Below are 19,578 nucleotides of genomic sequence, written 5' to 3' on the forward strand. Positions count from 1 at the left end.
GTGCTGGACGCCACGGGTACCCCCGTGGCGGGAACCATCGACGCCCGCGTGCGTGGCGTGCGCGGCGCGGCGGCATGACAGAGAGGATAACCCCATGGTGACGACATGGCCTGACAAGAGCGACCTGTCTCCTGGATACGGGGACAACCCCACTTGGGGGCAGGTTTACGGCGGACACGTGGAAATGCTGGTGGCCGCCCAAGAGCTTCCCGGCGCGGTGCCCCCTGCGGCTCTCACCATCGCGTCCGGTGCTATCACCCCTACCACTGCCGGGGTGATCGTGGATACCGAGGGCGGCGCTGCTGCCGACGATCTGACCATCATCAACACCACCACCCTGCACGACGGTGCGTACCTGCTTCTGCGCGCCGCAGATGCTTCGCGCGTCATCACCGTCAAACACGGCGTTGGCGTAGGTGCCATCGCCCTTGACGGCGAGGCGGACGTGGACCTTTCGCCGGACGCCGCCCTGGTCCTGCGCCGCGACGGGACCAGTTGGCGCGAAGTGCGCATGCTGCGTGCGGCCATTGCCGCAGACCTTGTCTCCGGTCACGTACTGCACGGCGCGGACACGGCAGCCGAAGTGCGAGCTGCAATCGGGATGGATATAGGCTTCAGCGCAGTCAAGGCGGCTGCCCAGAACGCCATTGCAACGGGAGCATACGTCAAAGTCGATTTCGGCTCGGAACAATGGGACACCGATGGCGCGTACGACCATTCGACAAGCGTTTTTACGACGCCTGTTGCTGGTACGTACATGGTAACTGCGGCAGTGCGGTTGACCGGAGCACTCACGACGGGCGCATACTATGGACTCAGCATTTATGTAAACGGGGTATCCACAAAGGCAGCCGCAGGATATTCTCCGGTAACTGGCGGCTTCAACCTACAAATTGCGGCTGCAGTCAATCTTGCTGCCGGGGACACGCTGGAATTATATGTCTACGCGCCCAGCGGCACGGTCAACCTGCAGGATTCGCAGCCCACCTTTTTCCAGGCGCATCGCATCTAGGGGGGAGCCATGGGCGTTCAGTGCGTACAGTGGATACACAGCAAACTCGTTCCGGCTGCGAGCGAGGTTTCTTTGGCCGGTGCGAACCCTTTCACGTGGTGCACGGAACTGTTCCCATACACCGTGCCCACCGGATTTTGGCTTGGCATAACCGGCATGAGCATCGGCAGCAAGTTTACGGACGGCGGTCCGAATCTTCGAGCGTCCATGCTGGTGTTGGCTAACGTCCACAGTGTTCCCGATAATGTAGGATGCATGCATTTCAAGGTGCCGCTTGTCGTACCCGAGACGCGCACCATCACCGCGTCCCTGATCAACAACGACGCTGAAGATCAATGGATTAACAGCACCGTTACGGGGCTGCTTGTTCCCAGGGTTGCCGGGCAGACGTGGCACGACGCTTTTGCGTTCTTGTTCGACGTTCCGCCAGCGCCGCAAGTGTCCGTTACTGTCCCGCCCATCGAAGTACCCGATGTCAACATGGCGTTGCCGAGCATGTCGGGCACGATAACCCTCGTACCGCAGGAGGATGCATGACGCGCAACCTGGGCGAAATATTGGCTTGGAAATATCCTGACGGCGGATTCGTCGTGCAGGATGACGGGAATGGGCCGTACATTAAGGCATGGACGCGCAAAGACGCCAAGCCCAGCGCTGCACAGATCGAGGCGTGGTCGACGGCATATGCAGCGCATCAACGCCGGTTGGCTATCCTGCGCGAACTGGCGGAGCTCGATATCCAGTCCATCCGGGCGGTACGCGCCAAGCAGGCGGGGAACGCCACCGAGCAGGACGACGCAAGGCTCGCCAGCATCGAAAGCCAGGCGCAGGCCCTGCGACAGGAAATGTGCAGCATCAACGACTCGTTGGCATAGCGGAGTGTGCATGCCCGACATCTTCGACCAGGCAACAGCAATAGAGGAGATGGACCGGCCCGCCGCCATTGAGCGCGCTGCGGGCCGGTCCGGCTGGTTAGGATCTGGTCCGGTGTGGATCGGCGGGGTGGCCTGCTGCGCCGAATGCGGCGATGCCATCCCGCAGGCCCGGCGCGCAGCCCTGCCCGGCGTGGGGGTGTGCGCGGCCTGCGCCAGCGAGGGCCAGTGGGTGGATATGACCTCCGCCCTGTTCGCTACCGTCTACGCCGCAGGGGCCGCTCACATCGCCGCATCCTTCGCGTGGCAGGAGGCCGAAGAGGCGCGGCTTGCAGCGACGCCGGATGCGGCGCTGGCCGGGTTTGTTGTTTCGGAACTCCTTGGCGGCGACGTGGCCACGCCCGATGCCGGGGAATAGCCCCCCCCCGGCCGCCCGCGCGGGGAATTCGCGCGGGTGAGCCTGCCCGCCCGGTGCGTCAACATCGGGCGGGCTTTTTTGTGCGCAATGTGCCCAGGACATGTGCCCAAACGAAAAAGGGGTTGCGGATTTCTCCGTAACCCCTTGTTCTTTCTGGTCGGGATGAGAGGATTCGAACCTCCGGCCTCAGCGTCCCGAACGCTGCGCTCTAGCCAAGCTGAGCCACATCCCGTCGAGGAAGAGGTGTTTAGCGCGGGTGGGTGGGAATGGCAAGTGTTTTTATGGGCGGTTGTCAAAAAGAGTGGGTTCACCTATTGTACATACGGCCAAGTTTACTGGCAGTCCCGCCATTCAAGGACACGGAGCGGCGCACTACGCCGGGCGCATCGTCCGTGGGCGGCAATGCCGGACGGCTTGGCCCACGATACGGATACCCACTGCGAATCGCACGCGAGTTCCGGGGCCGGAACATGCCGTTCCGGTACAGGGAGGAACCCGACGCCCGGACGTTCCCGAGGAGACCCGAGTGATCACGGTTGTCGTTGTCGATGATTCCGCCTTCATGCGCAAGGCGCTTTCCAGCATGCTTGAAAAAGACCCCGAAATCAGCGTGGTGGCCGTGGGCCGCGACGGTGAGGAAGGGCTTGAACTGGTGCGCAGGCACAATCCCGATGTGGTGACCCTGGACATCGAGATGCCGCGCATGGACGGGTTGACCGCGCTGCGCCGCATCATGATGGAGATGCCCCGCCCGGTGCTGATGGTCAGTTCGCTGACCACCGAAGGGGCGGAAGCCACCCTCAAGGCCCTGGAACTGGGCGCCGTGGACTTCATCCCCAAGCAGCTGTCCAAGGTTTCGCTGGACATCGTGCGCATAGAGGATGAACTGCGCGAGAAGGTGAAGGAAATTTCGCGCCGCAAGTTCCTGCGCACGCCCCGCTCGTTGCGCGCCCCCCGCCCCCTGGGCGACGGGGGCGCCGTCGTTTCCCCGGGGCCGGGCGGGGGGGCCGCCGCGGGGGCGGGCGACGGCGGCTCGCGCCCGGTGCTCACCCCGCGCGTCGGCCGCCCGGTGCGCGACATCGTGGCCATCGGCGTTTCCACCGGCGGGCCGCCCGCCGTGCAGAAGGTGCTGTCGCAGCTTCCGGCCGACTTTCCGGCCAGCATCCTCATCGCCCAGCACATGCCCGCCGCGTTCACCGGCCCCTTCGCCAAGCGGCTGGACGGCGTGTGTCGCATCGCGGTGAAGGAGGCGGAGAACGGCGAACGCCTGCGCCCCGGCACCGCGTACATCGCGCCCGGCGGCAAGCACTTGCGGGTGGACCAGAAGATCAGCATGGTCGAGGTGGTGGTCACCCCGGAACCGGCGGAGGCGTTGTACAAGCCCTCGGCCAACGTGCTCATCGAATCGGTGGCCCAGGCCATGGGACGCCGCACCCTGGGCGTCATCCTCACCGGCATGGGCAGCGACGGCCTGGAAGGCGTGCGCGTGCTGAAGCAGAAGGGCGGCCGCGCGCTGGCCCAGAGCGACGCCACCTGCGTGGTCTACGGCATGCCCAAGGCCATCGTGGACGCCGGACTGGCGGATGAAATCATAGACATAGACGACATGGCCTCTGCCATAATGACGGGACTGTACAAATAGCCTGCGCCAAATGCCGCGCCGGCGCGGCCCGGCGGGACCGGACGGGATCGGGCGATACCGGACGCGGCCGTAGCGGCCGGGCAGGGCGGGAAAAGCCGCGGGGCGGCATCGGGTCAGGCAATAAGGCCAGCCATTCACGGAAGGACGGGAGTATGTCCGAACAGCAGATCATCGAGCAACTCCAGGGCAGCGACGGCGAGGCGATCCGCGAGGCGGCCTACGCCGCCGGGAACCTGCGGCTGGAAAGCGCCGTGCCGCATCTGGTGGCGCAGATCCAGAGCCACAACATAGGGGTGCAGGAAGCGGCCGACCGGGCCCTGCGCAAGATAGGGGGCGTGGCCGCCGTGCGCGGGGTGCTGCCCCTGTTGCGGTCGGACGACGCGCCCATCCGCAACATCGCCATGGACGTGCTGCGCGAGATCGGGGCCGACGACTTCGACTCGCTGAGGCAGTTGCTGCATGACGACGACCCCGACATGCGCATCTTCGCATCCGACATCCTCGGCACCTCGGAAAGCATCCTCGCGGTGCCCCCGCTGTGCGAGGCCCTGCTGCGCGACCCCGAGGTCAACGTGCGCTACCAGGCCGCCGTCAGCCTTGGCACCCTGGCCTTCCCCGACGCGGCGGAATGCCTGAACAAGGCCATGATGGACGAGGAGTGGGTGCAGTTCTCGGTCATCGAGGCGTTGACCAAGATCCGGGCCGAATCCTCGGTCAACGCGCTGGTCAAGGCGCTGGACGCGGCGTCCGACCTGGTGGCCTCCATGATCGTGGACGCCCTGGGCGAGATGGGCAACATCAAGGCCGTGCCGCTGCTGCTCAAACGCCTGGACAAGTCGCCCGGCCCGCTGCGCAACAAGATCGCCAAGGCCATCGTCAACGTGCTGGGCGGCAAGTCGCTGTCCCTGCTGGGCGAAAAGGACCGGCTGCGCCTGCGCGACTACCTGCTGGCCGCCATGGACGACGAGGACGAGGACGTGCAGAACGCCGCCATGCGCGGCCTTGCCAGCATCGGCGGGGCAGAGGCCACCGAGGCGGTGCTGAAGGTGGCCGTGACGCTGGACCCCGACCGCGACCACGAACGCCTGGTGGCCTGCGTGCACAGCCTGGCCGACATCGGCTTCAACGCTTCGGTGGACCGCCACGTGCGCGGCGACGACGAGCACACCCTGCTCATCCTCGTCGAGGCCATCCGGGGCATGCCCAGCCGCCACGGCATCGACGTGCTGCGCGGGGTGTTCTGGGACAAGCCGCGCGACGCGCAGCGGGCCATGTCCACGGTGCTGGCCGAACGCTGCGACCCCAGCGACCGCGATTTCTTCATCGACGTGCTGGACCGCCACAACGACGCCCACGTGCTGAAGGCCGCCCTGCACTACCTGGGCCGCCGGGCCAAGGCGGTGGAGGCGGGCGAGCGCATGCTGGCCCTGCTGGAACACCCCTACGACGACGTGAAGGAAGCCGCACTCGACGCGTGCATCGCCCTGAACGACCCCGGCATGAACGCCCGCTTCCGCGAATCGTTCCACAGCCCGGACCCGCTGCACCGCATGATGGCCGTGTACGCCATGGGGCGCTTCGACGTGGACGAGAACCTGGCCGAACTCACCGAAGCGCTGGAGGACGAGATTCCCGACGTGCGCAAGGTGGCGCTGGAGGCGGTGGCCAACGTCTGCCCCTTCACCAGCGAACGGCTGGAACTGGTGGTGCCCCGCCTGCACGACGAAAACCGCGAGGTGCGCCTGGCCCTCATCGAACTTCTGGGCAACTGCGGCGAAGGCAACGTCTTCCCGTACCTCATCCAGGCCCTGGACGACCCGGACGACTGGGTGCGGGTGCGGGCCATCGAGGCGCTGGGCTCGCTGAAGGATTCCGACGCGGTGCCCCAACTGGTGGCGCTGACGGAAAACGCCGGGCACCTGGTGCTGCTGAAGGTGGTGGAGGCGCTGGGGGCCATCGGCGGCAACGTCGCGTTCCGGGCGTTGCTGCACCTGATGGAATCGGAGGACCCGGAAGTCCAGCAGGCCGCCGAGACGGCGGCCGCCCGCATCCACGAGGAACAAGGAGTGGATGACTGATGTCCTCGCTGTTCTCCAACTCCATCACGCTGCGCAAGGAACTGAAGATCTCCGACGAGGAGTTCGTGCAGCTGCGCGACTTCATCTACCAGCAATGCGGCATCTACATCGCGGAAAACCGCAAGTACCTGGTGGAAAACCGCCTGTCGAACCGCCTCAAGGAACTGAACCTCAAGAACTTCGGCGAGTACTACTACTTCCTGCGCTACGACGCCAACAAGCGGGCGGAGCTCAACCGGCTGTTCGAGGTGGTGACCACCAACGAAACCAGCTTCTACCGCAACCCGCCGCAGTTGCAGGTGTTCCAGGAGCACGTGCTGAAGACCGTCCTGAACGAGCTGCGCGCCAAGGGGCAGAAGCGGCTGCGCATCTGGTCGGCCGGGTGCTCCACCGGGGAAGAGCCGTACACCCTCGCCATCATCCTGCACGAGGTGCTCAAGACCGAGCTTGCGAGCTGGGACATCAAGATCACCGCCAACGACCTGTCCGAGGCGGTGCTGGCCTCGGCCCGGCGCGGCGTCTATTCCGACTACGCCCTGCGCACCACCCCCAAGGAGATCATCGACCGCTACTTCATCAAGGAAGGCACCCAGTTCAAGGTGGACCCCAAGTTGAAGCAGCTGGTGAACTTCGGGCAGATCAACCTCAGCGACCGCATGGGGCTGAAGCGGGTGGAGCGTTCGCACATCGTGTTCTGCCGCAACGTGATCATCTACTTCGACGACGAGATGAAGAAGCAGGTCATCGGCTCGTACTACGACAACCTGCTGCCCGGCGGATACCTGCTCATCGGGCATTCGGAATCGCTGCACAACATCACCCGCGCCTTCAAGCCGGAACACCACACCGGCGCCATCATCTACCGCAAGCTGGAGTGACGGCGGCGGCAAGGGAGACGGCAACGTGACGGAACGGAACCAACCCGCGCCCGGAGAGGTGGGCGCGGCAGGGAAGCGCCCCCCGGACACGGGCGCACGGGACGGTCGATGGGCGCGCGGGTAGTCGCCATCGCCAACCAGAAGGGGGGCGTGGGCAAGACCACCTCCACCCTGACGCTGGGCGCGGCGCTGGCGCGCCGGGGGCAGCGCGTGCTGATCATGGACCTTGATCCGCACGCCAACGCCTCGGTGCACCTCCGGTTCTACCCGGAGGACCTGGACGTGACCATGTACGACCTGCTCATGGTCGACGAAGCGGCCTGGCCCGGCCTGTGGAAGCGCCTGGTGCGCCGCAACGAGGGGCAGGCCTGGGACGTGGCCCCGGCAAGCATCCGGCTTGCCGAACTGGATGTGGACCTGAAGGGCCGCAAGGGCAAGGGAGCGATACTGCAACAGGCCATCGCGCACGTGCGCGACGACTACGACTTCATCATCATCGACTGCCCGCCGCACGTGGGCATCCTGCTGGTGAACGCGCTGGTGGCCTGCGATTTGCTTGTCATTCCCATCCAGACCGATTTTCTGGCGCTGCACGGCCTGAAACTGCTGTTCGACACCATCCGGGTGCTCAACAAGGTGCTGCCGCAGCCCATCAGGTACAGGGCCCTGGCCACCATGTTCGACAAGCGGGCCAGGGCGTGCAACAGGGTGCTCGAACTGCTGGCGCAGAAGATGGGGCCGAAGATGTTCAACACGGTGGTCGGCATGGATACCCGCTTTCGCGAGGCCAGCGCGCAGGGCAGGGTGATCTACGATCTCGATCCCGACAGCCGGGGGGCGCGTGCCTACGACGCGCTGGCCGAAGAGATGTTGCAATCATGACCCAGCGTTCACCCGAGGAGTACTTCCGCCAGCACGATTTCGGCTCGGAAGCGGCCACGGGCGGCGGGGGCGAGTTCACCGCCGCCGAACGGGCCTTCATGCAGAAGTATCTTGGCGTCGAGGAAGGCGACATCCTGCGCCGCATCGGCATCGACCCCGCGCGCGCAGGGGCCGCCGGAGCGGCGGGCGCACCGGACGTTGACGACGAGGCGGAAGCGCTGGACGCCCGCCTGCGCCGCGAACCGGTGCTGCAAATGGTGGGGTTTTTCCTGGGGGCCCAGGAATTCGCCGTGCCCACAGAGGCCGTGCAGGAGGTCATCAAGTTTTCCACGCCCACGCGTCTGCCCGCCGCCCCGTCGTTCGTGGCGGGCATCGTCAACCTGCGCGGGCGGGTCACGCCGCTGGTGCGGCTGCGCGAACTGCTGGGCGTACCCGATGGGGGAGACGGGAGCGACGGGGGCGGCGAGAGCGCCGCGAGCGCCGGGAGCGCCGGGAGTGAGGATAAATTCATCATCGTCTGCCGCAGGCGCGGCCTGCAGATGGGCATGATGATCGAGCGGGTGCACACCATGTACCGGGTGCCGCAACAGGATATCGACTGGGCCATCGAATCGCACCTCGGCGTCAGCGTGGACTTTGTGTCCGGCCTGCTCAAGGCGGGCGAACGCCTGGTGAGCATCGTTTCGGTGGACAAGATACTCGACTGTGTTCTGAAACGCTGAGGAGGCACGCATGAGCAAGCATATATTGATCGTGGACGACTCCAAGACCGTTCGCAACCTTGTCGCCTTCATAATGAAAAAGGAAGGCTTCAAGGTGACCACGGCGGAGGACGGACTCGACGGTCTGGAGAAATTGTACTCCTCCGAAAAGGTCGATCTGATCATCTCCGACGTGAACATGCCGCGCATGGACGGGTTCACCTTCATCAAGACGGTGCGCGAGCAGGAAGCCTACCGCGACCTGCCCATCGTGGTGCTGTCCACCGAAGGGCAGGAAAAGGACATCCAGATGGGCATGAGCCTTGGCGCCAACCTGTACATGGTCAAGCCCGCCCAGCCGGAAAAGATGGTCAAGAACATAAAGATGCTGCTCGGTTGACCGATACGATGCAGTGTAGTGGTTCCGAACGCGCGGCACGGCGCCGCGTCAAGGCTTTCTGGGGGCCCGGGAAACCTGGTGCGCGCGGCCATGGCGCCACGCCGGACGGCATCCCGGCTATCGAGCACGGCCACGCCCCGGCCTACCTGAGGTGAGGGTATGAGTCAGGATTTCATGGATCCGGAAATATTCGCCGATTTCATCGTCGAAGCCAAAGAGCACCTCGAGACCATCGAGCCCAACCTGCTCGAACTCGAGAAGGCGCCGGACAATCTCGCGCTGCTGAACGAGATATTCCGCCCCATGCATTCGCTGAAGGGCGCGTCCGGCTTTCTGGGGCTGAACCGGATCAACGGCCTTGCGCACCGTGCCGAAAACATCATGGACGAACTGCGCAAGGGAGACATGACCGTCACCTCCGAGATCATGGACGTCATCCTCTCGGCCACCGACGCGTTGCGCCAGATGGTGGACAACCTTGATTCCACCGGCGGCGAGGGCGACGTGGAGACCGAATCCATCATCGCCACCATCGACGCCATCATGGCCGGCGACGCCCCGGCGGCGGCCCCGCGCCTCGCGCCCGCCGCTCGGCCCCCCGCGCCCGTGGCGGAACCGGTGGCGAAGCCCGAGCCCGTGGCGGCGCCGGAACCCGCGCCCGTGGCCGCGCCCACGCCCGCTCCCGAACCCGTGGCCGCCGCGCCGCAGCCCCAGCCGGAACGCATCGCCCCGGCGGAGGGCGGTTCCGCCGAATGGATCGCCACGCTGGAGCCCATGGAGTCCTACGCCCTGACCGCCTTCGGCGAAGGGCACCTCAAGGACTTCATCGACGAGGCCCGCGAGATGGCGGAAAACCTCAGTTCCGGGCTGCTGGAACTGGAGCGCAACCCCACCGGGCAGGGCGAACTGGTCAACGACCTGTTCCGCTTCTTCCACAACCTCAAGGGCAACAGCGGCATCATCGGCTTCGCCGAACTGAACAGCCTGACCCACGAGGCGGAAACCCTGCTCAACAACGTGCGCCGGGGCGAGATGACCGGCTCGCACGAACTGGTGGACCTGCTGCTGCTGGTGGTGGACCTGCTGGAAGCGCTGGTGTCGCGCATCGACCCGGCCACCGGCAACGTCACCCCGTTCGACATTTCGGTCATGCTCGACTGCCTGCGCAAGGCGGTGGCGGGTGGCGAGATCACCCTGCCCGACGGCCTCGGCGGACGCCGGGCCGCTCCGGTGGCCGAGGCAGTCGAGGTGGCGGAAGCCCCCGCGCCGGAGGCCGCCGGGACTGGCGCATCGGGAGCACCGGGCGCTGCCGCAGCGGACGGCGACGAGGACCTGACGTCGCCCCCCGTGGCCCCCGGCTACGACCCCGACGACGTGGCGCTGTTCATCAACACGGTGCGCCAGCAGATGGACAACGTCGGCGTGGCCCTGAAGACCCTTGCCGCCGACGGCACCCAGCGCGAGTACATCGACGCGCTGTACCGGTGCCTGGTGACCATCCAGAATTCCTCGGGCTACATGGGGCTGGACGAAATCCGCGTCTATGCGGAGCGCACCGCGGGCCTGGTGGACCAGGCGCGCTTTTCGGGCATGGATTTCAGCCTGATGGTGGACCTGATGGAGCAGGAAACCTCCATCATCGGCGACATGCTGGAAAAGCAGATCGCCCGCATCAGCACGCCCGCGCCCGCGCAGGCCCCCGAAGCCGCGCCCGCCCCGGCTCCTGCACAGGACGCCAAGGCCGCGCCCGCTTCCGCTCCGGCGGCAGCCAGTCCGGCCGAGGCAGCCGGGGGCGATGCCGACGACGAAGAGCCGGAGGACGACGATGCGGCCGTGGTCACCATTTCCTCGGTGACTGGGGTGACCGGGGTGACTGGGGTGACCGGCACTCCCGCGCCCGCCGAGGCGGTGAAGCCCGCCGCGCAGGCCCCCGCGTCTGCCGTTGCCGCCCCGGCAGCGCCGCCCCGGCCCACGGCCCCGGCCACGCCGCCCAGGCCCGCCGCTCCGGCGGCACCGCCGTCGTCCGGTGGACAGGGAGGTCAGGGCGCCGCCGCCGCGCAGGCCCAGCAGGCCGGTACGGCCAAGGCGTCGTCCACCATCCGCGTGGACCACGAGAAGCTCGACCACCTGATGAACCTCATCGGCGAACTGATCATCAACCGCAACCGCTACACCATGCTGGCCCGCAGGCTGGAGGACGACACCAATGTCGTCATCGCCGAAGTGGCCCAAGATCTGTCCGAAACCACCTACGCCATGGCGCGCATTTCGGACGACCTGCAGGACACCATCATGAAGGTGCGCATGGTGCCGGTGTCGTCGGTGTTCTCGCGCTTCCCGCGCCTGGTGCGCGACCTGTCGCGCAAGAGCGGCAAGGAAGTGGACCTGATCCTGGAAGGCGAGGAGACGGAACTGGACAAGAGCGTGGTGGAGGTCATCGGCGACCCGCTGGTGCACCTCATCCGCAACGCGGTGGACCACGGCGTGGAGTCCGAGGACGAGCGCACGGCCAAGGGCAAGAAGGCCAAGGGCAAGGTGACCCTGCGCGCCTACCACAAGGGCAACTCCGTCGCCATCGAGATCGAGGACGACGGCAAGGGCATCGACCCGGAAAAGATGCGCGAAGTGGCCGTGCGCAAGGGCATCATCACGCCTGACGAAGCCAAGGCCATGGACGACCGAGAGGCCATGGAACTCATCTTCGCCCCCGGCTTCTCCTCGGCGGAGAAGATCACCGACATCTCCGGGCGCGGCGTGGGCATGGACGTGGTGCGCACCAACATCAAGAACCTGAAGGGCAGCGTCAGCATCCATTCCGAGATCGGCAAGGGCACCCGCTTCACCCTGTCCCTGCCGCTGACGCTGGCCATCATCGACGCGCTGATGGTCAACGTGGCGGGCGAGATGTACGCCATCCCGCTGGACGCCGTGTCGGAAACCACCAAGATCGAGGCGCGCCGCCTTACCGACGTCAAGGGCCGCAAGGCCGTGACCCTGCGCGGCGAAGTGCTGGGCATCGCCTCGCTGTCCGAACTGCTGGGCCTGCCCAAGGGCGACAAGCAGGATGTGCTGTCCGTGGTGGTCATCCACGACAACGACCGGCGTCTGGGGCTGGTGGTGGACCGGCTGCTGGAACGGCAGGAAATCGTCATCAAGCCCCTGGGGGCCTACCTCGGCGACCTCAAGGGCATCTCGGGCGCGACCATCATGGGCGACGGCAGCGTCATCCTGATCCTGGACCCGCACGAGGTGTACATGATGGCCACCTCCAAGGCCATTTAGGACCCGGCCAGAGCATCACCAGAACAGAACGCCCCCGTCCGGCAGCACCGGGCGGGGGCGTTTTTCCGTGAATTCGGAGGGCGGGCTACATGGGCGCGTGCAGCCGCACCACATACGCCAGGGTGCTGGCCTCGCAGCCGCAGGCCACCATCAGCAGCACCAGCGCGCTCACGATGCCCACCTTGTGGCGCAGCGGCGTGGCGGAACGGATCACCGTGCCCCACAGCCCGCAGGCGGCCAGCGGCAGCACCAGCGTGCCGATCAGGGGCAGCAGCGGGGGCAGCACGGTCAGGTCAGGGCTGGTCAGGGTGGCGGCGCGGTACAGCACGTACACGCCCACGGGCAGGGCGCACAGGGTGCCGCCCAGGGCCCAGCGGGCGCACACGCCAAGGGCGTAGTTGTAGTAGTCGCGGCCGAAGTCGTCCCTGGCGCGGCGGGTCAGCAGCCAGGCAAGGCACAGGGCTCCGGCGGCCCCGGCGGCCACGAAGACCGACTGCCCCAGTACCGGCCACAGCAGCGAATCCACCGGCGCGCCGATGAGGGCGTTCATGGTGTCGGCGGGGGATGCGGCGGAAGGCAGGGGGTGCCCCGGCAGCAGCAGGGCGCGGACCAGGGCGAACCCGGTCACCGTGGCCTCCAGGCCGCCGATGCCGGCGGCAAGGCCCACGAAGCGGTGCATGACCGAACCCCGGATGTGCCGCCAGCCGAACAGATAGATGCTCGCGCAGATCATGCTGCCCGCCAGCAGGGCGGGCGGGGCCATCAGCGGCACCCGGAACGGCCCTTCCGCGAGGTCGGGCTGCATCTGCACCATGCGGACGATGACGGCCACGGACACGGCCAGCAGGACCGCGGCGGCCAGGGTTGCCAACAGGGCTCCCTGGCGGGCCAGTTTGTCGGGGAAGGCGGTGCGTTTGGCCACGGACAGGCGCTGCCAGGCCAGGCACAGGAAGGGCAGGCCGGTGACGGCCAGCAGCAGGCAGGCCAGTATGCCGCCCGGCAGCGCCAGCGACCAGACGGCGGCATCGGGGAACAGGATCATTCGCGAAAGCTCCGTTGGGGTGATGCGGCGCCCCGGAAGGGCGTTGCCGCACCGGTCTTGTGCCCCAAAACCGCTTGGGGCGCAAGGGCGCGGGCCGGTGCGGCAGCCACCCGTGCACCGAGGGGGCGGGCCGTAGCCGCTGGCGCGGGCGATACCGCGCGCTGCCCGTCCGGTGCGCGGCGGCATGTGGATTTCCTTGAAAAAATGGCGGCCATCGCCTATGGAGGGTACAGTTCCGTCAACGTACTCGGCCTGTTCGGAGATTCCTCATGCAGCATCGGCGGCTTCGCGCATCGGCGGCATTGCTTGTACCGGCCCTTCTCCTGGCCGTGGCCCTTTCCTCCGGCTGCGCCGGGCAGGGCGCGGCACAGGGCAGCACCGAATGGCGGCTGCGCATGCTGGAGGAAAAGTACCTGTCCTACGAGGAAGCTCGAAAGGCCCGCGACGGCGCGATGGACGAACGGCTGCGCGCCCTGGAGGAAAAGCAGGCCGCGCTGTCCGCCCGCGTGGATGGCGACCGCGAATCCGACGGCCGCAGGCTGGACGCGCTGGAAGGCGCTCTGGCGGACAAGAAGGCCGATACGGCCCAGCCTTCCGTCGCCCCGCCGCCTTCGGTGGATGCCGACGACCTGGGCAAGGGTGGCCGCCGGGTCCAGCCGGAACCGGTTCGGCCCGAACCCGCCAAGGCCACCCCGGCCGCCAAAACCGCGCGAAAGCCCGAACCCAAGGCCGCCAGACCCGTTTCGGACAAGGCCGCCTACGAGGCCGCCCTGAACCTGCTGCAACGCGGCAGGACCGACGAGGCCCGCGTGCGCTTCGACGGGTTCCTGGGCGACTACCCCAACAGCGCTCTGGTGCCCAACGCCCTGTACTGGAAGGGCGAAGCCCTGTACGCCCAGCGTCGCTACGCCGACGCCATCGTGGCCTTCAAGGAGGTCACGGCGCGTTTCCCGAAGCACCACAAGGCCGCGGATGCGCTGCTGAAGATCGCGCTGACCTATAAACAGCTCGGCGACGACGAGAACGTGCGCTTCCACCTGAAGGCGCTGCGCGAAGACCATCCCGATTCCCCGGCCGCCAGGCTGGCCCGGCAGCGTTTCCCCAACGGATAGTCTGGTCCGCGCCGCAGCCATGGCCCCACCGCTTCCCGCCACCGCGAGCCCGGACGCCACGGGCTCCGGATCCGCAACGCCCGGCCCCGCCGCGCTGCCCGCCTTTGCCGAGTTGGACGCGGCGGGCCGCGCCGAGTTGTGGGCCGCCCTGGCCCTGCGCCACAGCCCCGGCATCGGGCCGCGCACGGTGCGCCGCCTGCTGGCGGGGCTGGGGTCCGCGCTGGCCGCCGTGCAGGCCGCCGAGGGCGGCGGGCACGACTGGGCGCGGGCGGGCGTGCGGCCGCACATGGCCGCCCCGGTGGCCAACGGCGCATGGCGCGAGACCGCCCGGCAGGAATGGGACGCGGTGCGCGGCTGCCGCTGCGGTATCCTGCTGTGGACCGACCCGCGCTACCCGGCCCGGCTGCGCGAGATTTCCGATGCTCCCGCCGTGCTGTACTGCCGGGGCGACGCCTCGCTGCTGGCCAACCACGCCGTGGCGGTGGTGGGGTCGCGCCTGTGCTCGCGGGCCGGGCGCGGCGTGTCCGCCGACATCGCCTACAGCCTGTCCACGGCGGGCGTCACCGTTGTCTCCGGCCTTGCGCGCGGCATCGACCGCGAGGCCCACGTGTCCGCGCTGGAAGAGGTCGGCTCCACCATCGGCGTGCTGGGCACGGGCATCGACGTGGTCTACCCGCCGGAGCACGCGGACGTGTTCGAACGCATGGAAGCCACGGGGCTGCTGGTGTCGGAATACGCTCCCGGCACGCTGCCCCTGCCCGCGCATTTTCCCGTGCGCAACCGCATCATCAGCGGGCTTTCCGTGGGGGTGCTGGTGGTGGAGGCGGCGGCCCGCAGCGGCAGCCTGATCACCGCGCGCCTGGCCCTGGAGCAGGGGCGCGAGGTGTACGCCGTACCCGGCCCGGCCACGGCCCAGTACACCTGCGGCTGCCGGGGGCTCATCGAGCAGGGCGCGCGGCCCGTGACCACGGCGGAGGACATGCTGGCGGACCTGGCCCCGGTGCTGGGCATGGAACTGGCCGCGCTGGCCGCCCCGTGCCCGCCCCCCGGCTGGGACGACGACCCGCCGGACGATATGTTTCCCCCAAATCCCCCCGCTCCCCTTGCTTCCACGGCCGCCCCCGCTTCCCCTGTTCCCCCTGTTCCCCCCGTTCCCACGGTCGCCGCAACCGGCGGGGAGGCGGCGGCCCGCCCGGCGCTGCGCCCCGTGCGCACCCGCAAGGCAGCGCAGCCCGTTCCATGCCCGCCCGGCACCGGCAACAGCCCCGATGACGCCATCCTGGCCTTCCTGCGCGACCGGCCCGGCGCCCATGTGGACGACATCTGCCGCGCGCTGTCCATGGGCGCGGCGGACGTCAGCGCCCGCCTTGTGTTGCTGGAGGTAAAGGGCGGGGTACGCCGGTTGCCCGGCATGCGCTACGAGGGTATGTAGGGGAACGCGCCAACACGGACAGCAACGGCGGCGCGCACGCACCGCCGGAGAAGGATATGCAGAAGATACCGCTCGACCTTGCCGCGCCCGGCATGAAACTGGCCAAGCCCGTCACCAAGTCCGACGGGCTGGTGCTGGTGGGCACCGGCGTTGAACTGACCACCACCATCATCGCGCGCTTTCGCGCCAGCGGGGTGCAGTCCCTCACCGTGCAGGGACGCCCCGTGGACCTCGGCGACGACGGCGGCAACGACCTGGAACGCATCGCCGGGCGGCTGGACCACCTGTTCCGCAAGCACGGGCAGGACCGGTTCATGGTCACCCTGCGCAACATGCTGCGCCGCTTCTTCGCCGAGCGCATCGCCGCCGCCAGGGCAGCGGAGGAAGCCGAGGCCGCCGCCATCGCAGCCGCCGCCGAGGCCGCGCGCGAAGAGGCGGAAGCCCTTGCCGCGCAGAACCGCATTTCGCTGGTGCCGCTGGTGGATGACAAGCCGGAGGGCGCGCCCGCCCGGCCCGAAATCGCGGGCGGCAGCGGCGCACCACGGGAGAGCGGGCGATGAGCGAAGACCTGCGCACCACCTACAAGGGGCGGCTGCTGGCGGTGAAGGACCTGCCCACGCTCCCCACCGCCCTGCAGGAAGTCTCACGGCTGCTGGAACTGCCCAACACCACCACCGACCAGGTGGCCAAGGTCATCTCCTTCGACCAGGTGCTGGCGGCCAAGGTGCTGAAGATGGTCAACTCGCCCATCTACGGCTTTCCGGGCCGCATCGGCACGGTGAAGCACGCCCTGGTGCTGCTGGGGTTCAACGTCATCCGGGGGCTGATCATCTCCACCTCTGTCTACGACGACATGAACCGCGCCATGCGCGGCCTGTGGGACCACAGCGTGGGCTGCTCGCTGGCCTGCGGCGAACTGGCCCGCGCGCTGGGCATGAAGGACCCAGAGGAATACGCCGTGGCCGGGCTGCTGCACGACCTCGGCAAGGTGGTGTCGGCCCTGCAACTGCCCGAGGCCAAGGCCCGGGTGGACGCCGTGGTCAAGGAACAGGACCTTCTGTACATCGACGCGGAAACGCAGGTGCTTGGTTTCGGACACGACCGCATCAATGCATGGCTGGCCGAGCACTGGAATCTGCCCCCGGCCATCCGCGAGGGCATGGCCTTCCATCACAAGCCCATGAGCGCGCGCATCTACCCCCAGATGGCCTGCGTGGTGCACGTGGGCAACTTCATGGCCCGGCTGTTCGAGTACGGTTCCGGCGGCGACGACAACGTGCCGCCGCTGTCGCCCCACGCGCTGAAGCTGCTGGGCATGAACCAGCGCTCGCTGGAGGCGTTGCTGGACACCCTGTGCGAGAAATTCGCCGATGCCGGGGAACTGGGCTTCGCATGATTCGTGACGCCGCCGTGATGTGGCCCCGGCCGTTCCTGCCGCGCCTGTCCTTGCCGCTCGGGCCGCTCGGGCCGCTCGGGCCGTCCATCGTGCCGCACGCGGTCCGCGTGGCGGGGAGGGCGCGATGAGCACGCGCCCCCTGGGTTTCGGCGAGGCGGCAGCGGCGGGCGTGCCGCGCTGCTGGCTGGTCACGGCCGACGGCTGCCTGGCCGCCACGGTGCGCGCCCTGTGGTCCGCCGACGGCGGCCCGCCGCGTCCCATGGACTGGCGGGTGTTCGACAACGGGCGGGCCGTGCTGGAACAGTTCTTTCTCGACCCGCCGGACCTGCTGCTGGTTTCCGCCGCGCTGCCGGACATGTCGGGCGTGTCGCTGATCCAGTTGGTGAAGGGCGAGAACGTCTACCGCCAGGTGGCCACGCTGCTGGCCCTGAACGCGCCAGGCGTGGCCGGGGTGGACTGGCAGGGCGTGGAGGCCGACGATTTCATGGTGCTGCCCGCCGTGCCGGGGGCGGATGCGGGCGCGGCACAGGACACGGACGTGATGCCGGGCGCCGGGTGCGCGCCCCTGCCGCTCCCCCTGGCCACGGAACTGCGGGCGCGCGTCGAACTGGCCCTGGCCCGCGCGGGCCGAGCGCTGGACGCCAGCCCGCTGACCAAGCTGCCGGGCAACACCTCGATCATCAAGTACATCCAGGGGCTCATCGACCGGCGCATGGATTTCGCGCTGGCCTACGCCGACCTCGACAACTTCAAGGCGTTCAACGACAAGTACGGCTTCTCGCGCGGCGACGAGGTGCTCATGCTCACCGCGCGGCTGCTGGCCACCACGGTGCGCGAGGTGCGCGGCCAGCCCGCCTTCGTGGGACACGTGGGCGGCGACGACTTCGTGTTCGTGACCCCCGTGGATCAGGCGGAAGACGCCTGCCGCCGGGTGGTGGGGGCCTTCGACGCCATCGTGCCCGGCTTCTACGACGCGGACGACCGCGAGCGCGGGGCCATCGTGGCCCACGACCGGCAGGGGCAGGTGCGCACGTTCCCGCTGATGGCCGTGTCCATCGCCGTGGTCTGCAACCGGCCCGGCGTCGGGTTCTCGCTGGCCCATTACGGCGAGGCATCGTACCGGGCCAGCCAGGTCAAGAAGCTGGCCAAGGACAGGACGGGCAGCTGCTATGTCTTCGACCGGCGACAGTCGTGATCGGGGTGGACGCGGGCAGGGCGGCGGGGACTCGCTGACGGCGCGGCGCAGGGCGGCCCCCTCCGAATTCGTTCCCGCCCCCCCCAGGTCCGCCGATGCTCCCGACGCCGATCCGCCGGGCGACGGCCCGCTTCCTGCCGCCCGCGCCCAACTGCTGGACATGTTCCTGGCCCACCTGGGCATGGAAAAGGGCTACGCCGACGCCACCGTGACCGCCTACGGCACGGACATGGACCAGTTCGCGGCGTTCCTGGAAGATGCCGCAACTCCCCTTTCGCTGGACACCCCGGAACACATCACCAGGCGCCACGTGCAGCGGTTTCTGGCCGAACTGCACCGCCAGCGCATCGCCAAGTCCAGCGTGGCCCGCAAGCTGTCGGCGTTGCGGGCGTTCTTCCGGTTCCTGTTGCGGCTGCGGCGGGTCACGGCGGACCCCACGGCGGGCGTGCACAACCCCAAGCAGGAACAGCGCCATCCCCACGCCCTGAACGTGGACCAGGCCTTCGCCCTGCTGGACGAGCGGCGGCAGCGCAAGGCCCTTGCCACGGCCCACGCCACTGCCCACACCGGGCGCGATGCGGATTCCGGCCCCGGCGACGCCGTGCTGCTGGCGCGCGACCTGGCCCTGGCCGAACTGCTGTACGGCTCGGGCCTGCGCGTGTCCGAGGCGTTGGGGCTGGACGTGCTGGACGCGGACCCGGCATCGGGCGTGGTGCGGGTGATGGGCAAGGGCGGGCGCGAGCGCATGAGCCCGCTCAGCGACACGGCCCGCGACGCGCTGTCGGCCTGGCTGGCCGTGCGCCACGAGGTGGACGGGGGCCGGGGCGAACCCGCCCTGTTCCTGGGGGCGCGGGGCGGCCGCCTGAACCGGCGGCAGGCCGCGCGGATCATCGAGGCGTTGTGCCTGCGGGCCGGGTTGCCGCAGGCCATATCCCCGCACGGGCTGCGCCACTCCTTCGCCACCCACCTGCTGGAGGCCGGAGCCGACCTGCGCAGCGTGCAGGAACTGTTGGGCCACGCCCGGCTTTCCACCACCCAGCGCTACACCCACCTGACCCTGTCGCGCCTGGTGGACGTGTACGACCGGGCCCACCCCCGCTCGGATCTGGCGGACCAGGTGAGCAAGGTGACGAAGCCCAAGCCCGCCGCAACGCCGGAAAAGCCTGCCCGCGCCACCACGCCCCGCAAGGCCGGAAAACCCACGCCGAAACGGTAGCGTTTTCCACTCGTTCCCAT

The 19,578-nt window shown here is 68.3% G+C and carries 18 protein-coding genes and 1 tRNA gene; 17 read left to right on the forward strand and 2 right to left on the reverse strand.

All coding sequences use genetic code 11. From position 1 onward, the window contains the following. The first annotated feature begins 94 nt into the window (after nucleotides 1-94). The 4 genes from V6B97_RS15055 to V6B97_RS15070 all read left to right on the forward strand — a co-directional run bounded on the left by V6B97_RS15055 (nucleotide 95) and on the right by V6B97_RS15070 (nucleotide 2,302). Nucleotides 95-1,012: a hypothetical protein gene (locus V6B97_RS15055; protein ID WP_333507329.1), complete on the forward strand. Its 918-nt coding sequence runs from the start codon at nucleotides 95-97 to the stop codon at nucleotides 1,010-1,012. A gap of 156 nt (nucleotides 1,013-1,168) precedes the next feature. Next, nucleotides 1,169-1,549: a hypothetical protein gene (locus V6B97_RS15060; RefSeq protein ID WP_333507330.1), complete on the forward strand. Its 381-nt coding sequence runs from the start codon at nucleotides 1,169-1,171 to the stop codon at nucleotides 1,547-1,549. After that, a complete protein-coding gene (locus V6B97_RS15065) occupies nucleotides 1,546-1,887 on the forward strand; it encodes an XkdW family protein (protein WP_333507331.1) in 342 nt (113 codons plus the stop codon). Before V6B97_RS15060 ends, V6B97_RS15065 begins: the two co-directional genes overlap by 4 nt. A gap of 10 nt (nucleotides 1,888-1,897) precedes the next feature. Next, a complete protein-coding gene (locus V6B97_RS15070) occupies nucleotides 1,898-2,302 on the forward strand; it encodes a TraR/DksA family transcriptional regulator (protein WP_333507332.1) in 405 nt (134 codons plus the stop codon). 154 nt (nucleotides 2,303-2,456) lie between these two features. Here the strand turns inward: V6B97_RS15070 and V6B97_RS15075 are convergent. After that, nucleotides 2,457-2,534: transfer RNA gene (locus V6B97_RS15075), tRNA-Pro, on the reverse strand. Between the two features lie 294 nt (nucleotides 2,535-2,828). Here V6B97_RS15075 and V6B97_RS15080 point away from each other — a divergent pair. The 7 genes from V6B97_RS15080 to V6B97_RS15110 all read left to right on the forward strand — a co-directional run bounded on the left by V6B97_RS15080 (nucleotide 2,829) and on the right by V6B97_RS15110 (nucleotide 12,165). Beyond that, nucleotides 2,829-3,944 carry a protein-glutamate methylesterase/protein-glutamine glutaminase gene (locus V6B97_RS15080; protein ID WP_333507333.1) on the forward strand — a complete coding sequence of 372 codons (1,116 nt, stop codon included), beginning with the start codon at nucleotides 2,829-2,831 and terminating at the stop codon, nucleotides 3,942-3,944. 152 nt (nucleotides 3,945-4,096) lie between these two features. Further along, a complete protein-coding gene (locus tag V6B97_RS15085; protein ID WP_333507334.1) occupies nucleotides 4,097-6,022 on the forward strand; it encodes a HEAT repeat domain-containing protein in 1,926 nt (641 codons plus the stop codon). Further along, nucleotides 6,022-6,900, forward strand: a complete 879-nt coding sequence (locus V6B97_RS15090) for a CheR family methyltransferase (RefSeq protein WP_333507335.1) — start codon at nucleotides 6,022-6,024, stop codon at nucleotides 6,898-6,900. Before V6B97_RS15085 ends, V6B97_RS15090 begins: the two co-directional genes overlap by 1 nt. A gap of 108 nt (nucleotides 6,901-7,008) precedes the next feature. After that, the gene (locus tag V6B97_RS15095) at nucleotides 7,009-7,782 is read left to right on the forward strand and encodes a ParA family protein (protein ID WP_333507336.1); all 774 of its coding nucleotides are present in this window, start codon (nucleotides 7,009-7,011) and stop codon (nucleotides 7,780-7,782) included. After that, a complete protein-coding gene (locus V6B97_RS15100) occupies nucleotides 7,779-8,504 on the forward strand; it encodes a chemotaxis protein CheW (protein ID WP_333507337.1) in 726 nt (241 codons plus the stop codon). The genes V6B97_RS15095 and V6B97_RS15100 overlap by 4 nt, the downstream gene beginning before the upstream one ends. A gap of 10 nt (nucleotides 8,505-8,514) precedes the next feature. Next, entirely contained in the window at nucleotides 8,515-8,883 is a 369-nt protein-coding gene (locus V6B97_RS15105) for a response regulator (protein WP_012611924.1), read from the forward strand. A gap of 159 nt (nucleotides 8,884-9,042) precedes the next feature. After that, entirely contained in the window at nucleotides 9,043-12,165 is a 3,123-nt protein-coding gene (locus V6B97_RS15110) for a chemotaxis protein CheA (protein WP_333507338.1), read from the forward strand. A gap of 85 nt (nucleotides 12,166-12,250) precedes the next feature. On the opposite strand, the gene V6B97_RS15115 is transcribed toward V6B97_RS15110, so the two are convergent. Continuing rightward, nucleotides 12,251-13,207: a hypothetical protein gene (locus V6B97_RS15115; RefSeq protein WP_333507339.1), complete on the reverse strand. Its 957-nt coding sequence runs from the start codon at nucleotides 13,205-13,207 to the stop codon at nucleotides 12,251-12,253. 269 nt (nucleotides 13,208-13,476) lie between these two features. On the opposite strand from V6B97_RS15115, the gene ybgF reads away from it, so the two are divergent. The 6 genes from ybgF to V6B97_RS15145 all read left to right on the forward strand — a co-directional run bounded on the left by ybgF (nucleotide 13,477) and on the right by V6B97_RS15145 (nucleotide 19,558). Then, nucleotides 13,477-14,319, forward strand: coding sequence for a tol-pal system protein YbgF (ybgF, locus tag V6B97_RS15120; protein ID WP_333507340.1), 843 nt, complete (start codon nucleotides 13,477-13,479; stop codon nucleotides 14,317-14,319). A 19-nt stretch (nucleotides 14,320-14,338) separates the two neighbouring features. Next, nucleotides 14,339-15,751 (forward strand): DNA-processing protein DprA, encoded by a 1,413-nt coding sequence (gene dprA, locus V6B97_RS15125; protein WP_333507341.1) that lies wholly within the window; start codon nucleotides 14,339-14,341, stop codon nucleotides 15,749-15,751. Between the two features lie 56 nt (nucleotides 15,752-15,807). After that, nucleotides 15,808-16,311, forward strand: coding sequence for a hypothetical protein (locus tag V6B97_RS15130; RefSeq protein ID WP_333507342.1), 504 nt, complete (start codon nucleotides 15,808-15,810; stop codon nucleotides 16,309-16,311). Next, nucleotides 16,308-17,147: an HDOD domain-containing protein gene (locus V6B97_RS15135; protein WP_333507343.1), complete on the forward strand. Its 840-nt coding sequence runs from the start codon at nucleotides 16,308-16,310 to the stop codon at nucleotides 17,145-17,147. The genes V6B97_RS15130 and V6B97_RS15135 overlap by 4 nt, the downstream gene beginning before the upstream one ends. A 124-nt stretch (nucleotides 17,148-17,271) precedes the next feature. Then, nucleotides 17,272-18,342, forward strand: a complete 1,071-nt coding sequence (locus V6B97_RS15140) for a diguanylate cyclase (protein WP_333507345.1) — start codon at nucleotides 17,272-17,274, stop codon at nucleotides 18,340-18,342. Continuing rightward, entirely contained in the window at nucleotides 18,317-19,558 is a 1,242-nt protein-coding gene (locus V6B97_RS15145; RefSeq protein WP_333507346.1) for a tyrosine recombinase XerC, read from the forward strand. Before V6B97_RS15140 ends, V6B97_RS15145 begins: the two co-directional genes overlap by 26 nt. The last annotated feature ends 20 nt before the right edge of the window (nucleotides 19,559-19,578 follow it).

It is taken from the genome of Nitratidesulfovibrio sp. 1201_IL3209 (assembly GCF_036763125.1).
Classification (GTDB): Bacteria; Desulfobacterota; Desulfovibrionia; order Desulfovibrionales; family Desulfovibrionaceae; genus Cupidesulfovibrio.

Coding starts and splice junctions, on each gene's coding strand:
- V6B97_RS15055 (WP_333507329.1), top strand. CDS start 95: ATGGTGACGACATGGCCTGACAAGAGCGACCTGTCTCCTGGATACGGG.
- V6B97_RS15060 (WP_333507330.1), top strand. CDS start 1,169: ATGAGCATCGGCAGCAAGTTTACGGACGGCGGTCCGAATCTTCGAGCG.
- V6B97_RS15065 (WP_333507331.1), top strand. CDS start 1,546: ATGACGCGCAACCTGGGCGAAATATTGGCTTGGAAATATCCTGACGGC.
- V6B97_RS15070 (WP_333507332.1), top strand. CDS start 1,898: ATGCCCGACATCTTCGACCAGGCAACAGCAATAGAGGAGATGGACCGG.
- V6B97_RS15085 (WP_333507334.1), top strand. CDS start 4,097: ATGTCCGAACAGCAGATCATCGAGCAACTCCAGGGCAGCGACGGCGAG.
- V6B97_RS15090 (WP_333507335.1), top strand. CDS start 6,022: ATGTCCTCGCTGTTCTCCAACTCCATCACGCTGCGCAAGGAACTGAAG.
- V6B97_RS15095 (WP_333507336.1), top strand. CDS start 7,009: ATGGGCGCGCGGGTAGTCGCCATCGCCAACCAGAAGGGGGGCGTGGGC.
- V6B97_RS15100 (WP_333507337.1), top strand. CDS start 7,779: ATGACCCAGCGTTCACCCGAGGAGTACTTCCGCCAGCACGATTTCGGC.
- V6B97_RS15105 (WP_012611924.1), top strand. CDS start 8,515: ATGAGCAAGCATATATTGATCGTGGACGACTCCAAGACCGTTCGCAAC.
- V6B97_RS15110 (WP_333507338.1), top strand. CDS start 9,043: ATGAGTCAGGATTTCATGGATCCGGAAATATTCGCCGATTTCATCGTC.
- V6B97_RS15115 (WP_333507339.1), bottom strand. CDS start 13,207: ATGATCCTGTTCCCCGATGCCGCCGTCTGGTCGCTGGCGCTGCCGGGC.
- ybgF (WP_333507340.1), top strand. CDS start 13,477: ATGCAGCATCGGCGGCTTCGCGCATCGGCGGCATTGCTTGTACCGGCC.
- dprA (WP_333507341.1), top strand. CDS start 14,339: ATGGCCCCACCGCTTCCCGCCACCGCGAGCCCGGACGCCACGGGCTCC.
- V6B97_RS15130 (WP_333507342.1), top strand. CDS start 15,808: ATGCAGAAGATACCGCTCGACCTTGCCGCGCCCGGCATGAAACTGGCC.
- V6B97_RS15135 (WP_333507343.1), top strand. CDS start 16,308: ATGAGCGAAGACCTGCGCACCACCTACAAGGGGCGGCTGCTGGCGGTG.
- V6B97_RS15140 (WP_333507345.1), top strand. CDS start 17,272: ATGAGCACGCGCCCCCTGGGTTTCGGCGAGGCGGCAGCGGCGGGCGTG.
- V6B97_RS15145 (WP_333507346.1), top strand. CDS start 18,317: ATGTCTTCGACCGGCGACAGTCGTGATCGGGGTGGACGCGGGCAGGGC.